This window comes from Desulfosoma profundi (assembly GCF_055387865.1).
In genome coordinates this window covers 54456-69979 of sequence record NZ_AP042420.1, presented here as the reverse complement: position 1 = coordinate 69979, position 15524 = coordinate 54456, and the positions used below count along the sequence as shown (strand labels likewise).

Here is a 15524-nt window from a genome sequence, read left to right as displayed (position 1 = left end):
ATGGGCGCGGTAGGCCAAGGCCGCGGCATGCTAGCCCATTTCGCTTACAGCGTAAACCGTCTTCTGGCGTCCTCCAGCGCTCTAAGGATCTCCTGGATGATTTTTCCGCCGTCTTGTGCCGGAAACCATCGAAACTCAGGATCTCCCTGAAACCAGGTGATCTGCCTCTTGGCATAGCGGCGTGTGTCTCTTTGCATGAGCCGGACCGCCTCATGGAGAGGCACTGCGCCCGAGAGGTACAGACACATGTGCCGATATCCCAAGGACTGCATGGATTTCAGAGAGCAGGAGTAGCCCTGAGACAAAAGCCATTGGACCTCGTCGAGAAGACCGTGATCCATCATCTCAAGCACGCGCCGATCGATGCGGGCATAAAGATCGGTGCGTTCTCGGATAAGGGCGATCTTGAGGGTTCGATACACGCAGGTCTGAAATCCGTGACGGGCCTGCCAGTGGGATAGGGGGACACCCGTGGTGCGGAACACCTCCAAGGCCCGAAGAATCCGTTGGCGGTCGTTGGGGTGGATCCGCGCGGCGCCGCGGGGATCCACCCGGAGGAGCTCGGCGTAAAGATACGGCAGTCCGTGGTTTTCCAGCTCTTGCGCAAGGGTCTTCCGAACTTCCGGGTCCGCCGACGGACCGGCGCAGAGTCCCCGGGTGAGGGCCTTCATGTAGAGCCCCGTGCCGCCCACCACCAGGGGGATTTTCCCTTGACGGTGGAGGTCATCGATAATGGGTCTCGCCTGATCCGCGAAGATGGCCGCGTCGTAGTGTTCGTCGGGATCCACCACGTCGAGCAGATGATGGCGGATGCGGGCGCGTTCTTCGGCGGACGGCTTGGCCGTGCCGATGTCCATATACCGGTAAACTTGCATGGAGTCGGCGTTGATGATTTCGGTCCGCAGTCTTTCGGCAAGATCCAGAGACAGAGCCGTTTTCCCGACTGCCGTGGGACCGGCGATCAAGATAAGTGGTGGACCCGTATGAGGCGGCGAGGATTCCGGTGGGCTGGGCATCATCGGTGAAAGCAGCGCCGGATTTGATCCAAGGTGATTTTCCACCACAAGGGTCTGCCGTGAGGGCACGTGGCGGAAAGACGGAGGGTGTCCAATTCGGCAAGGAGTTGTCGAATCTCTTCCAGGCTCAGCCGTTGTCCCGCGCGGACCGAGGAGTGGCAGGCGGCCGTATGGGCCAGATGTTCCAAGAGTTCAAGCCGTGGCGACCGTTCCTCATTGGGGGTCTTTTCCGCAAGACGGCGGAGCAGGGCGACGGGATCCGTGTGCTGGAGCGTGGAAGGCATGGCATGAATGACGAAGGACCCGGAGCCGGACAGGGCCACGTCGAAGCCCAGGGACCGGAGCTCGGGCAGCCACTGCTTTAGGGCATCCGCCTCGAGCGGCGGAAGGTCCAAAGCCACCGGTGGGGCGAGCCTTTGCGATTCGTGGGATCGACTGCGGGATGCCAACCGCTCGAAACAGATGCGTTCGTGGGCCGCATGCTGGTCAATGAGGATTAAACCATCAGGAGCTTCGAGGAGGATATAGGTGCATGCGAGTTGCCCCAAGACCTTCAGGGAAGCAAAACCGGCGAGCCCCGAAGAGTGCGGATGGGTTTCTGGGAACGGCGGCTCCTGAGTGCCGAAACGCTCCGGAGAGCTTTGCGGCCAAACCCGCTGGACCGGCTCCCATCGCTCTTGGGGCGCCGGGGTCTCGGATGGTGTGTCCTCTTGGAGAGGCTGTAACCCGGAGAGGCCTTCCCGAGCATAAGCGGTTTTGTCCGAAGAGCGAGGGGCTGCGTCCGGGACGAAAAAGGCCCGGCTCCAGGAGGCCTTTTTCATCGCCGATGCCAAAGCCTGCGACGTGGCTTCCCGGACGAGTTCGAGAACCAGTGAGGGGTCCCGGAATCGCACCTCTCGTTTTGTGGGATGGACGTTGACGTCCACAAGGCGAGGAGGCACATCGAGAAAAAGGACCACAAAGGGGTAAGTCCCTTTGGGCAGCAGGGTGTCATAGGCGCTCAGGACACCGTGGGTGAGCAGCGCGTCTTTGACGGGTCTTTTGTTGACGAAAAGGAAAAGGCTTCTCGTGTTCGCCCGCTGAAGCTCGGGAGGACCCACAAGGCCGCGCACCGCTCCGTGTCCGGTGGGATAATCCACCGGGATCAGCGTCTTGGCCAGGGGAGCGCCGAAGACTTGGTAGGTGCGCTCGTGCAGGGAGCCGGCTTTAGGAAATTCGTGCACCGTGCGCTCGTGATGGACGAGCTGCCATGAGATTTCCGGGTGCGCCAATGCCAATCGAAGAAACATGTCGGAGATGTGCGCGGCTTCGGTTTCCACGGTCCGAAGGAACTTTCTTCTCGCCGGCACGTTGTAGAAGAGATCGCGAACGGTGACTCCGGTTCCCACAGGACACCCGGTTTCTTCCACCGAGCGGACGATGCCTCCTTCCACAACAATGCGCGTCCCTAAATCCGCCCCCTTTTCCCGTGTGGTCATTTCGAAGCGGCTGACGGCGGCGATGCTGGGAAGCGCCTCGCCGCGAAAACCCATTGACTGCACGCTCATGAGATCTTCCAGTGAGGCGATCTTGCTTGTGGCGTGCTTTTCCAAAGCCAGCAGCGCATCGTCGGGGCTCATCCCTTCCCCGTCGTCCACCACCCGCACGAGGGATCGTCCTCCCTTGTGAAGCGCGACACGGATGCGTGTGGAACCCGCATCCAGGCTGTTTTCCACCAGTTCTTTCACCACGGCGGCCGGCCGTTCCACGACCTCGCCTGCGGCGATCTGATTACACACATGGTCGGAAAGCACTCTGATCTTGCCCATACCCATTGCCGTATTGACAGAGGAATGACGTTTCCTCCAGTATGAACGTCGCCGCGACGGATCGATTCGGTGCGTCGGGTCACAGGAGGGATCCCATCCACGATGAAAGGGCCTTGGCGATGATGCCCATCTTCCAGTCGGTGGTCAACTGGCTCAGCAACGTGCTGGATGCCTACACGGTGGCGTTTTTCGTGCTCGATCCGCTCAAGAACAGCTTCAGGCTGGCGACGTGCCAGTCCTTGAGCAAGCACCTCCAAAGAACCCTGAGTCTGCCCAAAGACGGCAGCGGTATCCTCTCGCAAGTGCACAAGGTCGGACATACAGTGCATTTGGGCAAGGTGGAAGTGGAGGGACTTGCCGGATCACTTCCTTTTTATCGTGAGGGCGAAGAAGGGATCAAGGGGCTTTTCGTGACGCCGGTCGCCGGCGAAGAGGGACTGCTCTATGTCGACACCAAGCGTCACTGGGGCTTTAACGACAAACAGCAAAAGTGGATCCACGAAGCGGCTCTGATTTTGGAGCAGCTGCTGGACCAACACCACCGGCTCCAGGAAAGGGAGAGCTTTTCCCGGATCTTGACCCTGTGGCACGAGTTGACGGAAGCCTGGGAGAAGGCGCAAAGCCGCAGCGAAGCGGCTCAAGCGCTGGTGCAGGGCTGCGCGTCGTACACTCGTGCGGATTTCGCCTTTCTTGTCTCTCGGGGGTGCATGGACAAAGGCTATCGCATTCACGCCGCGGCCGGCAAAGTCCCTCAGCGGCTCATGCAAACCATAATCCCTCGGGAGAGTCGAGGCCTGGTCATCGAAGCTCTGGAAGGCTCCACGCCACTGTTCATTCCCGTCTTGAACCCAGACTCCCCTGACCATTACCTCTTTTTCCCCGAGGAGCACCTCCCGCATCAAGGATCTTTGTGGGTGCTCCAGGGCGGGACGCCCGAATTGGGCCTTCGAGGGTTGGCCGTCCTCACCAAAAAACGGCTTACTCTGACCCAAGATGACAGGGTCGCTGTGGAAAAAAGCTTCCGGATCTTCGAGGCTTTTGACGAGCGGTGGCAGTACCGACAGAGCTACGAAGAGTGGACGTGCAGGGACGGGTCGAGCGGCTTCTTGCGGCGTCAAGCGTTCATGGAGCAGGTCAAGGAGGCGGTGGACCTGGCGGTGCACAACAGCGACCCCCTCTCTTTGGTGATTATGCAATATGAGCCGTGGCAATACGCTCAGGCGGTCATTCCCCCGTCAGAGATGGACGTGTGGGAAAAAGCTTTGATGGACAGCCTAAGGGTCCATGTGCCGCCGGGCATTCTCGTGGGCCGCTTGGCTCAGAACCGGTGCGGCCTGATGGCTCTCGGGTGGGAACTCCGCGATCTGCTCACCCTGGCGGGAACCCTTGAGCAAGTGTGCCGCCGCTTACCCGGCCCGAAAAGAAAGAAATTGCAGCTGAAAACGTTTATCGGGGCGTCCCAGATGCCTCAAGACGGGGTCAGCTTTGACGAGCTGTGGATGGTTGCCTGCCGCCGGCTCTTTGAAACCCTGCACGGCACCCCGAAAGAGCCGTCCCCATCTTCGGCATCTCAGGAGAAAATTTCAAATTGACCTGCCTAAACCTTATGACTAGACTCGAGGCAGTGGTCGCGACGGTGAAGATCAGAACTGCCGGAGTCGAGAAAGGGCATTGATGCTGGAAAGGCTTCTGGGTTTTCTCTCCAAAGACCTCGCCATGGATTTGGGGACCGCCAACACGCTCATTTACCTCAGAGGCAAAGGGATCGTACTGAATGAACCTTCTGTGGTGGCCATTGACAGGGACAACCACAGGGTGGTGGCCGTCGGCAAAGAAGCCAAAGGACTCATGGGGAGAACCTCCGAAAAGGTGCTGGCCATCCGGCCGTTGAAAGACGGCGTCATCGCCGATTTCGAAGTGACCAGCGTCATGATCAAAACCTTTCTCTCCCGGGTGCTTTCGCGCCGGCCCTTGGTCAAACCCAAATTGGTGGTGGCCGTGCCTACGGGAATCACCTCGGTGGAGAAAAGGGCGGTCATCGAGGCGGCGGAACAGGCGGGGGCAGGGCGGGTCAATCTCATTGAAGAACCCATGGCGGCGGCCATCGGGACGGGGCTTCCTGTGGATCAGCCCGTCGGGAGCATGGTGGTGGACATCGGGGGCGGCACCACGGAAGTGGCGGTGATTTCCATGTTTGCCGTGGCCTACAGCGAATCGGTGCGCGTGGCCGGTGACGAAGCCAACGAAGCCATCGTGCGCTACGTCCAGCGGGAAAGGCAGATGATCATCAGCGAGGTGTTGGCCGAGAACATCAAGATCCAAATCGGTTCGGCCATTCCTTTAGAAAAGCCCATGAAGCTGGAAATTCCCGGGAAGGACCTGGTTTCGGGGATTCCCAAGACCTTCACGCTGACCGATGAAGAAGTCCGATTTGCCATTCAAGAGCCGATCCACGCCATCGTGGAGTCGGTTCGCCGCGCTTTGGAAAAGACACCGCCGGAACTCGCCGCAGACATCGGCCAAAGTGGGATCTGGTTGGCGGGCGGTGGGGCGCTCATCAAAGGGTTAGACCGTCTTCTGGAACAGGAAACCGGACTGAAAGTGAACATCTCCGACGATCCCTTGACCGCGGTGGTGCGCGGTGCGGGGTCGGTCATCGAACACTTCGGGTATTTCCGTGATGTCTTCGTGAACTAAAAGGAGCATCTTTCATGGAAAGAGTGTTCACGGCATCGGAAGTTCAAGACAAGATGGACTGTTACGGAGAGTTCAACCGGAATGACAAGATCTGTGTCGGATATTGTGCTTTGAACGTCACCTGCGCCATTCTCAAAGCCCGTGGAACAGACACCATCGGCGTGCGGTTAGTGGACGGTGCCCAGATGCCGGGATGCCGGTCGGAATTGCCTTAAGGTTCCAGCTTTCCTCAACCTTTCTGGCGACCTTTCACTCCGAATCCTTTGCCACGGCCCCCTTGAGGCCGCCTCCGGCATGCGTGCTTTCCCACAGGAGGGGCCGAAAGACTCTTTGGGGCTCACGGACCAAGCCTTGCCCAAGGCGAAGCGGCTTCACGCATTGTTCGTGGGGTCGGGCGGCCGGACAAGGCGCAGATGAGGTTTTTTCTCCTCTTCGGCCAACATTTCAAGAAGATCCCTCAGGGATTGCCGGGCTTCTCGAACGGATTCAAGATAGAGGGCCCGCTTGCGGTGGTGTTCGGCCTCTTCTTTTTTTAGCTCTGAGCGCACGCGTCGAAGCTTGTGGTAGGGAAGCAGCGTTTTCCAGAAAGAGACATTGAGGGGCCGCCCGTAGATTTCTTCCAGCTGCACGCAGAGTTCTTCGGCGCCTCGGTCTTTGAGGAAACGTTCCAAGTCGAAAAGTTCATCCTCGGGAACATAGTAAGGGGACGCCTCCCAGGCCGCCACCTCTTCCTGCAGGGCTTTGAATAAACTCGATGCGTCGTGCTTCTCATTCATGGGGGTTTCCTTTCCCCGACCGTGATTCTGGACTCGGCCCGTTTGCGGGCCAAACGACCTGCCACGGTTAATTTAAGAAACCAGAAGGGAAAAATCGACCCGGGCATAGAATGCCGCTTGTGGAAATATGAAGGAACATCAACCTGTGCGGCGGCTCCGGGGCGGCGGCTCAGCTCGATCGGCCGTTTATGCTCTCTGGTGATCTTTGCGTTCCCGCTTTTCCAATCGTTTTTCTCACTCGACGGAGTTCACGTCCTTCGAGAAGCTGCATTTCCCCCCGGGTGAAGCTCTTCTCGGGATCGAACCAAGACCGTCCGATCATTCCGGGCCCATTTTCAGACGGACGTTCTATGCAGGGTCAGCTTGATGCAGGTCGCCGAAAACACTGGGATAAAGTCCACAGTTTGTAAAAATGGTTCCGGGTGCCGTAGTGTCTTGCTAGACCGGGTTGGGTGGGTGGGATTTGAATCACGCTGTGTCGGACAACGAAATCACGGGCCACAGTAAAAACCGAGGGAGGTTTTATGGCGAGGGTTTTCATCAGTGCTTTGGGCACCAACAGGTATGTTCCGTGCTTTTACGTCATTGATGAAAAAAATCGGAAAGCCCGGTGCCCTTCATCCAGGAGGCGCTTTTGGCGCAATGGTGTGTTTCCTGGACCGCGGAAGATCGAGTGGTCATCTTGTGCACGGCGCATGCGGAAAAGAAAAACTGGCTCGACGGCGACAACTTCGAAAAGGGCCTGCGCTCCCGCATCGAGGCACTGAACCTTCCTGCGTCCGTGACGATGCAAAGCATCCCCGAAGGGCAAAACGAAAAGGAAATCATGGATATTTTCATGATTTCCATGGATGTCCTTCGTCCCGGCGACCGCGTCTTTCTGGACGTGACCCATTCCTTTCGATCTCTTCCGCTGCTTCAGACGGTGATTCTCAACTATGCCAAAGTGCTCAAGGACATCCGTGTGGAACGTATTGTCTACGGCGCCTTTGAAGCTTTGGGAACCGTGAAAGAAGTGGAACAGAAGCCGGAGGAAGATCGAGTCGCCCCGGTCTTCGACCTCACTCCTTATGATGTCCTTCTGGATTGGGCTCGGGCGGTGGATATTTTTCAGAAAGCCGGCCGCCCGCAGGAAATCAAGCGGCTGATCGGACGGAATCTGGGCGCGGTGTTCAGCAAACGGGAAAACAACGACGAACGAGACCTGGCAACCGCCTTGTCCGCCTTGAACAGTCGGCTTGAGAGCCTTTGCCTTGATTTGGCCGCTGCCCGAGGGCCCAACCTCCTTAAACCCCGGAATCTTGATGAAGAACTGTATGTGCTCACAAACCAGCGGCTGATTCCACCACTCACACCTCTTCTGGAAATCCTCCGCCGTAAGCTTCAAAGGTTGAACAGTCCCGACCCGACGACCAAGGGATTTGAAGCGGCGGCGTGGTTCGTGGAACACGAACTGATCCCCCAGGCGTATGTCTTGATCAGGGAAAACATCCTCAGCGCCCTCTGTCGGTGGGCGGGCCATGACCCACTGGATGAAAAAATGCGGGAAAACTTCTGGAGCGCCCTTTTGCATGTGCTGGCCACAGGGAAATCTGAAGAAAGCTGGGAAGGTCGGCTGGCCGAACGGCGGGACGAAGCCCGTCGTGTCATCGAAGTCGGTGGGGAGCCCCTGAAGACGCTCGCTAAGGAATTTGATAGGCTGAGGAATCACAGGAACGACCTGATGCATGCAGGCTGGAAAAAGAGCGCGTCATCAGCACCCAGGCTTCTCGGATTCCTTAAAGACAATGGGCTGAAATCCCTCCGCGATGCATGGGAAGCTTTCAAGGCCCACGCCCCTTCAAACCCTTTCGGTGAGAGGACAAGGCCATGAGGCGGCAAGCCTTTCTTCTTCTCTCACACAATCTCACACTCGATCAAGAAGACGAGTTAACGCGGATTTGGCACGCTTCCCAAGTGTGCGGGATGCCCGAACCAGTGAGAAAGCGCTGGAAAGAGGTTCCACCTGAAACGGACTCCGTTCGGGAATGGATTCGGCCTGTGCTGGAATGGCTGGAAAGCGAAGCCGCTTCGGGCGACCTCGTGATTGTCCAAGGGGACTACGGTGCCACGTGCCTTGTCGTTTCGTGGGCTTTCCGCAAGGGGCTTGTTCCCGTGTATGCCACGACCAACCGGGTGATGGAAGAAACGGTGCAACCGGACGGGAGCGTGGTCCAAAAACGGATTTTTCGACACGTGAGATTTCGGCGTTATGAGTTCGTGTAGCGTCCATTGGTCACCGTGTCCGGCCATCGGCGGTCCCACGCTTTTGGTGATGCGGAACGCAGCGTTCATTGAAATGACGAAGCGGCGTCTTTTGCTGTTTCCACCCGATTTTTCAACGAATAGTTCGCGACAGGAGGCCTCAGAAACCGCCATCATTCGGATATCTTCTTGGAATTCTTATATAGTCATCCAGACTCCGGCGATGCCGCAATGGACGAATTCGCCCATATTCCACGGGCGATTCAACGGGGGACGGTAGTTCCTTAGGCTTTGCCCTCAGCGATAGGTGAAAGGAAACCACCGGGCCGGATGGGCGGCGATGCTTTCCAGAACCGCCTGCCAGGTCGTTTTCGAAAAAAGGTCCGCAAAATGCGGCATGTGGAGGCGGCTTCCGGAGATTTCTGCCAGGACGTCTTGAACGACCTCGTCCAGGACCGTGGAGGCGGCGAGTCCTTCACGGAACAGCCAGGCGGCATGGAGTAAGGCCATGGGGCGAGCCGTCAGGCCCAGCCTCCGGCACAATGCAAGGCCTTTGTGCCAGGCATCCCTCTTGGCTTCATTTTCCGGAAGCCGGCGGCCCACGTTCCACAGCCAGAGCTGCCATGGGTGTTCCGTAAGTGATCGCTTGAGGTGGTTGCGGCACCAAGCCTCGTAGTGCGGCAAGCGAAGATCCGTGTCGGCCAGAAACCGAGCCAGCGCCGCGTGTTGATACCGGTTCAGCGCGGCAGGGTTCACCTCTTCTAGGGGTGATCCGAGATAATTTTCAAGCGCCGCCTGCGCCTCGTCGGCCTTGTCGGCATCCAGAAAGGCGCAGACCAGGTAATGGTACTGTCGACGACAATCTTTTTCCAGTTCGGGCACCTTCAATCCCCCAAAGGCTTCCTTGGCCGACGACACCGAACGTTGACACTCCTCAAGGTACATGGGACCGCAGAAGCCGTAATTTTGGGCGATGGTTCCGTAGAGCTTTCCCAAACTGGGTCGAGCCGGCTTGATGCCGTTGATGGCCTGGGTCTCCCGGACGGACTCCAATTTGTCTCGCATTTCCGTGAGCCATTCCGGGAGCTCCGGACAAAAGCGATACAGGGCGTGGTATTCTGTCACGAAGCGCCGATTGCAGAAATCGGCGATGCGGTCGATGCCTTCCGGATAAGCCGAGAGGCGTTCCATGGGGTAGCTTCGGCAATAGTCGGCCCAACGGAGAGCTTCATCGGCGTCTCCTTTTTGGACAGCCACAGCCCAGCGCAGGTGAGCCAGTCGAAACGAAGTGAAGAACGCCTGTCCGGCCATCTCCTGAAGTTCCTTCGGGCCGATGGGGGCAAGCAGGGTCTCCATCCAGCCCAGATCCACGGAGGCCCCGGAAAAAAGCCGCTCCATGGATTCCGTGAACCTTTCGGCATCTCGCGGATTTTGCATCACCTTCCGCACCGTTCGGGCATAGGTGTCGGGAAAACCGCTCCAGCCCCGAAGACGCGGGTCCAGAGAACGCAATCCCGCGGCCAAATCTTCGGGCGACCGCAACCGCTCCAAATCTCTCAAGGATGCTTTTTCTGCTCCTGTTTCTTCCAGTTCCCAGAGAAATTCCGCCGCTTGAAGGTCTTTAACCTCAAGGAGTTGCAGTCCGGCAGACGGCGGACACGTGTCTGCCGATCCCCACGGGCAGAACATCACCCGAAAGCCCGCTCTCGCGGCCGCTTTGGCTTTTTCCTTGACGAAACCTACGGGAAGAATGTTCCCTTCATGATCCACATCCCCCGTGGCCGCCACACGGCGGGTCCTTTGGGGCGCAGGATTTCCTAAATGAGCCTCCCAGGCTCCAAGATAGGCCGGCAAGGCCCAGGAAGGCCCCTGAATGGAGACGTTCGGTGGGAGCGGCGGCACAAGAGCCAAAAAAGCCATGGCCTTCTGCGTTCTTTCCCGAAAGAGCCTGTGGGCTCTTTCCAAAGCCGCCCGTGCCGTCGGTTCCAGGGTTGCCACCGGCGAAAAGGCCGCATGGAATGAGGGGCTGTCAGGAATGGCGCCGATCAGAGCCCAGAAAATGTGCGCCTTTGGTCCTCGGGCCGTCGGGAGAGCCGCCAGAGCCCAGCCGGCCCGTCGGACGTGTTCCCAATCCAAATCAAAGCCCAATTCGGAGAGCGTCACGAACCGTTGGACAAGGTCCAAAAAGTCCTCGGCTCCCGGTTCCCATTTTCGGCCCAGTGCCGCCGACACGGCGGCCTTCAGTAAACACCGCCACAAAGGGGGATCCAGGCGCCTTTGCAGCCCTGTCAGGACGGCTTCGGCGTCGTTCAGGTTTTGGGGGAACCGGAAAGCCCACGGATTTTGCCACTGGGACGTCCGTTCTTGGAGATGTCCCCACTGGTGCCAGACCCACATTTCCTGTAAAGACCAGGAAGATGGAACACTCATCGATCCGCCACGAGAATGTGAAGACCTTTTAGGGAATCTGGAGATTTCCGGAATCTCGGGAAAAGCAGCCGGAAATAACCGGTCTTTGTGTCCAGCGACGTTTCCTGAGGCCAGATGTCCCGGCCTGAAATCATCCATACGGCGTGAATCTCCGCGGCATCGGAAAGGTCCTTGTGCACCTTTCCTCCCACAAGAAATCCCTGCGCCGTGCGCTGGAATACGGTAATTTCCGCGGTGGCGGCTTCAAGGACGGGGGGGGCTTCGCCAAAACGCACTATCCTCAAGGGAAAGGTTTCCTCGGCGGCGGCCGCCAGGGGCAGGTGGTCCTCGGTCCACGGTGCAGTAAGGAGCGTTTTTAAGGAGGGTTCGGCTCGAGAATCCAACTGAAGCCATCGGGCGAAGGCTTGATGAAAAACTTGAGGATCGCCGAGAAAGGATTCCAGACCCGATCGTTCGGAATCCCCCTGAAAAACCATGAGGTCTTCCAGGGCGCGCTGGGCAAAATAAGAGGCGACTTCCACTTCAAGGCGGCGAAACGCCGAGATGAATGACGCTTCCGGGCTTTGATCCGGAATGCCCGCCGGAAACGATGCGGGCCAAGCCCCGGAATTGTGCTTCACGAGATGAAACACCCGTTCCGGCACCGTAAGGATGCGACGACCCATGTGGCTGCGATGGCAAGCGAAAGTGTTCCATGATTCGGCGAAGACACCGGGCGCCACTTCCACATCCCCAGGACCGGCAAGGTCGGGAAAGTCGTGGACAAGCGCGACCCGAAAGGCCGACGAGGATTCTTCCAAAGACTCTAGGACAACAACGGGCGGGGCGTTGTAAAAACGTCCTTTGGGGCCCCAGTCGGAAAGATCGGACCGGAGGAGGACCAAATCCCCTGGTTTTGGGATTTCTGAAACCTCGACGGCGGCCGACATGGAAAGTGCCCGAAGCTCAGGGATCGGCGAGCCGGCCGCCTTGAGGGCTTCACGCTCATCGGGGCACCAGGGGCATGTCTGGAGGTGGCGGGCGAGCGTTTCCGGGATGGGGTCATTGAGGAGCAAGGCTTCGGGAGGGCAGCCCCGCACCCGAAGAGCCTCCTCCCAGGCGAGGCGCAAGGTTGCTATGTCGTGGAGACTTTGGGACATGGACACTTTCCCTTTATGAGGGTCAATCTGATTTGGCGGAACCTTTCAATAAATGTTTACGGCTTTCCCAGTCGGATTTACAGGCGTGCAAGAGTTCGTAAAGGAAATCCGCGGCGAGGTCACGATCTTCATCCCAGGAAGGCAAGCCTGACCAAAGCAGGCAAAAATCGTGAATTCTGAGGGTGAGCTGTTCCAGAAGATGTCTCGCTCCGGACGCCCCCCGATGGCCCGTTATTTTGGCGATGTCGGCCAGTTTCCAATCAAGAGCATATTTGGCGTAGAAGGCCGTCCGCTCGCGCGCATCCCAGCTTGCCACAAGTGTCCGGGCAAGGCGGGGCAGATCGTGACGCACGAGTTCTTTTTCCTGGGGCGCGTGCACGGCGATCTCAAAATCTCTGTCCGGCTCCTCTTCATTCTCTGCGGGACTCAAATCCGAAAAAAGCACTTCCCGCTCCGAAAGCTCCATGGGCAGGTGCGCCATAAGATACCGTGCCAATTCGCGCACAGGAATCCAGCATGGTTTTCCAAGGCGTCGCTCGGCCTCCCGCCAAAATTGACATGCCCAGGTAATGACGATGTCTTTGGTCAGGACCCCGGGGGACAAATGAAACGAAGGGTTCGGCGGCGGCCAGCGACGGTAGCTTTCAGGCACCGGAAGAGGCCCGTCGGCTTCAATTTCCACCGGCGATCCTGCATCCGCGCAGGCATAGGCGGCGTAGCCGCTTCTCAGACGATACTGGACCCCATCGTGGTTCTGAAGGCACTGGCGCAGGCGCCGATAAAGAGCTTTTGCGGGATGACCCGCGTGAGTGCGGGCGCTATCCTGGAGATACCTGAGGTATCGGGTAACCACAAACGCCACGAGACGCGGTGTTCCCTGGGCGCTCAACACATCGAAGGCGTGTCGAACCTCCCAGACATCGGCCTGTTTCATGGCGTAAAGCCACAGGGTATTCACCATGTCCTGACTGGACGTCCGGGCACCCCCGGAATCTTGGCCGGCTCGATCGTCCGAATCCGAAGACAGGCTTCGTGGAAGGTCGAGGTGCCGTTTGTGCTGCAGGACCCTTGAGGCCGCCCGCTCCAAGACGGGGAAGCATTCCTCGGAATTCAGCCATTCCTTCCAGTTCATAGATTCTGCACCGGTTGGAGGCACGATTCGGGAACTTTTCCCCAGAATCTGAGCGGCTTCCAAAAGGAAGGATCCTGAGGAAGCAAGAATCGAAAGGCCTCGATGAGGTAGCTGCGGCGGTCCATGATTTTTTCGGTGATGTCCAGGCGACATCCCTGGCGGATGAATCGCACGGCCATACGACCTTTTGTGGAACACGGGCAGACTTCAACGGCCGACGGGTTCCACACGTTGAGGACGAAAATGGGGTGGGTGCCCGAAGGGTGTCGGAGGCGGTCTGGAAAAAAAGAAGTCTGTTCGAGGAGATCCCGGTCCGAGGCGCCGGCGAAGAGCATGCGCTCTTCCCAGTAAGTCGGCGGAAAATTTCTCAGCCCACGGCCAAGGGCGTCCCAAAGCGTGGTTCGTTTCTCTAAGGAAGTCATGTGCCGTTCGGCCCGACCGATGGGATAGCTCCCAAAAATGACTCTTCTGATTGCCGACACCGTCGTGCCGCCGCTTTTTCGGCTGGCTTGCTAGTGATTATCCTAGGAAGGCTCGGAAATCAATATGAATCACCGTCACTCCAAAGAGCGACCTAAGCTCGTAAAGCGGGACGGCACGGGCTGACACCTTCAGACCTCCCACTTGACGCCCCTGCCAGGCGAAAATCTGATGGGAAGGCCCATAGCAGCGAAAACGATCCTCGGGCAAAAGGTTTAAAAGGGGGATCGGGGGCGCAGGGAGATTCAAAGTGGAGTGGTCGGATGTCTCCATTCTACGAGCGAAAAACCGGTTGCCACCAGGAATGAGGCGGTCCCTTGAGGAAACAGGTTCGTTTCAGTCGTCGCTCATACTTGAGGTCCATGAGTCCATGGGCAGAACCAAGGGTCGATCCAATGGTGACCAAATCGCCCAACCCAAGACATCGATGGCATGGAGAAGGGGGTTTCGAGGCTTTGGTGATTTCCCTCCGCTTCTGTTTCGTATGAAAAGCAGGGGCAACCTTTACCCTCCAAAGGAGAAAAGATTCATGAACAGGTCGAGCAAGTCCGGAATTGTTGGGTTAGCTGCGGCGTGGCTTGTTGCGGCGGCATGCTCCGCGTTGGCCGATATTTTGCCGGAAGGAGCACCGGACCAGCAAGCAGAGATGGAGATTCTCAAAAACCCCTTGCCCCCGGGTGGACCCATGGGCTCGTCTGGGGACAAGCGCTCACCCTTAAAAAAGACCATGATGTTCAAAAAGACGGGCCGGCCCGCGTGTGGATCGACTGGATGCGATTCGTCGAATGGTTTGGCAGTCAGGAAGGGAGAATATACTTTACCACATGAGGAACGCTTGAAGAATGCCGGCGAATTTTACGCACAAGAGTTCCGTGGGAGAGAGCTTGTTTGAATTCTATTTTGAGGTGGACATCCAACCACGGACTTTGAGGGCAGAGTGCCGTCTTCATGAGGCGGTGTCACGAGCCTGAACTGACCCGGTGAGGTGTCGGGGGCTACGGTGCGGTCATCGACCAGGAACCACCAAGGCCCGATCCCTGTAGGGCACAATTTCCACCGGAATACCGTACACCCGGCTGATCAAATCCGCATCCCAAGGACTGGATCCTTCCTCAAGCTGCACGATGTGGCCTTGCGTAAGATAGAGAAAATGCGTGCCGTGCTGAAACGCCAGGTTGGGATCGTGAAGAATAGCCACGACGGTCATGTGCGGGCAAAGGGAGTGGCGAACTAAAGCCAAAAGGCGGTTGGCGTTGACGAAGTCCAGATGTGACGTCGGCTCGTCGAGTAGGAGGACTCGGGGATTTTGGGCGAGAACGCGCGCAATGAGCACCATCTGCTGTTCTCCACCGGAGAGTTCTGTGTAGGGCATATCCTTGAGATGGCCGATGCCTAGACGTTCCAGAGCCTGCACGGCTGTCGCGCGGTCTTCCGCCTTTGGAGTCCACCCGACCCACGCGGCACGTCCTGTCAGCACCACGTCTTCCACGGCAAAAGGGAAAACGGGGTGGTGCTGTTGGGGCAAAAACCCTAGGAGGCGGGTTCTTTCGCGAAAAGAGAGGGCGTGCAACGGTTGGCCGAAAATCGAAACGGTGCCTTTCTGGGGGCGCAGCAGGCCGGCGATAATGCGGAACAAAGTGCTTTTGCCGCTGCCGTTGCGGCCCAAGACCACAGTGAACGTCCCGCTTTTGACCGAGAAGTTCACGTCGCGCAGGATCAGCCGGGTGCCGTAAGAAAAACACAGACCGCGAACCTCAAGGGCTTCCGCTTCGGAAACGCGCATCCCGGGTTTTTCCTCCATG

13 protein-coding genes are annotated in these 15524 nt (G+C 58.1%); 5 read left to right on the top strand and 8 right to left on the bottom strand.

Annotated features, from left to right (window positions below):
* Window positions 1-44: 44 nt before the first annotated feature.
* Both miaA and mutL read right to left on the bottom strand, forming a co-directional pair.
* Window positions 45-1016 (bottom strand): tRNA (adenosine(37)-N6)-dimethylallyltransferase MiaA, encoded by a 972-nt coding sequence (miaA, locus tag ACZ5K9_RS00220; RefSeq protein ID WP_464273913.1) that lies wholly within the window; start codon window positions 1014-1016, stop codon window positions 45-47.
* Window positions 1016-2824, bottom strand: coding sequence for a DNA mismatch repair endonuclease MutL (gene mutL / locus ACZ5K9_RS00215; RefSeq protein WP_464272430.1), 1809 nt, complete (start codon window positions 2822-2824; stop codon window positions 1016-1018). Before mutL ends, miaA begins: the two co-directional genes overlap by 1 nt.
* A 119-nt stretch (window positions 2825-2943) precedes the next feature.
* Here mutL and ACZ5K9_RS00210 point away from each other — a divergent pair, with 119 nt between their 5' ends.
* From ACZ5K9_RS00210 to ACZ5K9_RS00200, 3 genes are all read left to right on the top strand, one after another.
* Entirely contained in the window at window positions 2944-4416 is a 1473-nt protein-coding gene (locus ACZ5K9_RS00210; protein ID WP_464272429.1) for a hypothetical protein, read from the top strand.
* An 82-nt stretch (window positions 4417-4498) separates the two neighbouring features.
* Window positions 4499-5521 (top strand): rod shape-determining protein MreB, encoded by a 1023-nt coding sequence (gene mreB, locus ACZ5K9_RS00205; RefSeq protein WP_464272428.1) that lies wholly within the window; start codon window positions 4499-4501, stop codon window positions 5519-5521.
* A 14-nt stretch (window positions 5522-5535) separates the two neighbouring features.
* Complete coding sequence (locus ACZ5K9_RS00200) at window positions 5536-5736, top strand: hypothetical protein (RefSeq protein WP_464272427.1); 201 nt, start codon at window positions 5536-5538, stop codon at window positions 5734-5736.
* 156 nt (window positions 5737-5892) lie between these two features.
* Here the strand turns inward: ACZ5K9_RS00200 and ACZ5K9_RS00195 are convergent, their stop codons facing one another.
* On the bottom strand, window positions 5893-6297 hold the full coding sequence (locus ACZ5K9_RS00195; RefSeq protein WP_464272426.1) for a hypothetical protein: 405 nt from the start codon (window positions 6295-6297) through the stop codon (window positions 5893-5895).
* Window positions 6298-6931: 634 nt separating this feature from the next.
* Between ACZ5K9_RS00195 and csx2 the strand changes: the two genes are divergently transcribed.
* Both csx2 and csx20 read left to right on the top strand, forming a co-directional pair.
* On the top strand, window positions 6932-8170 hold the full coding sequence (csx2, locus tag ACZ5K9_RS00190) for a TIGR02221 family CRISPR-associated protein (RefSeq protein ID WP_464272425.1): 1239 nt from the start codon (window positions 6932-6934) through the stop codon (window positions 8168-8170).
* Window positions 8167-8562 (top strand): CRISPR-associated protein Csx20, encoded by a 396-nt coding sequence (gene csx20 / locus ACZ5K9_RS00185; RefSeq protein WP_464272424.1) that lies wholly within the window; start codon window positions 8167-8169, stop codon window positions 8560-8562. Before csx2 ends, csx20 begins: the two co-directional genes overlap by 4 nt.
* A 276-nt stretch (window positions 8563-8838) precedes the next feature.
* Here csx20 and ACZ5K9_RS00180 read toward each other — a convergent pair whose 3' ends face one another.
* The 5 genes from ACZ5K9_RS00180 to ACZ5K9_RS00160 form a co-directional block, all read right to left on the bottom strand.
* Entirely contained in the window at window positions 8839-10971 is a 2133-nt protein-coding gene (locus ACZ5K9_RS00180) for a S16 family serine protease (protein WP_464272423.1), read from the bottom strand.
* Window positions 10968-12110: a hypothetical protein gene (locus ACZ5K9_RS00175; protein ID WP_464272422.1), complete on the bottom strand. Its 1143-nt coding sequence runs from the start codon at window positions 12108-12110 to the stop codon at window positions 10968-10970. Before ACZ5K9_RS00175 ends, ACZ5K9_RS00180 begins: the two co-directional genes overlap by 4 nt.
* Window positions 12111-12132: 22 nt before the next feature.
* The gene (locus ACZ5K9_RS00170) at window positions 12133-13242 is read right to left on the bottom strand and encodes a hypothetical protein (protein WP_464272421.1); all 1110 of its coding nucleotides are present in this window, start codon (window positions 13240-13242) and stop codon (window positions 12133-12135) included.
* Window positions 13239-13724 (bottom strand): hypothetical protein, encoded by a 486-nt coding sequence (locus ACZ5K9_RS00165; protein WP_464272420.1) that lies wholly within the window; start codon window positions 13722-13724, stop codon window positions 13239-13241. The genes ACZ5K9_RS00170 and ACZ5K9_RS00165 overlap by 4 nt, the downstream gene beginning before the upstream one ends.
* Before the next feature lie 1004 nt (window positions 13725-14728).
* Window positions 14729-15523 carry an ABC transporter ATP-binding protein gene (locus ACZ5K9_RS00160; RefSeq protein ID WP_464272419.1) on the bottom strand — a complete coding sequence of 265 codons (795 nt, stop codon included), beginning with the start codon at window positions 15521-15523 and terminating at the stop codon, window positions 14729-14731.
* Between the last annotated feature and the right edge of the window lies 1 nt (window position 15524).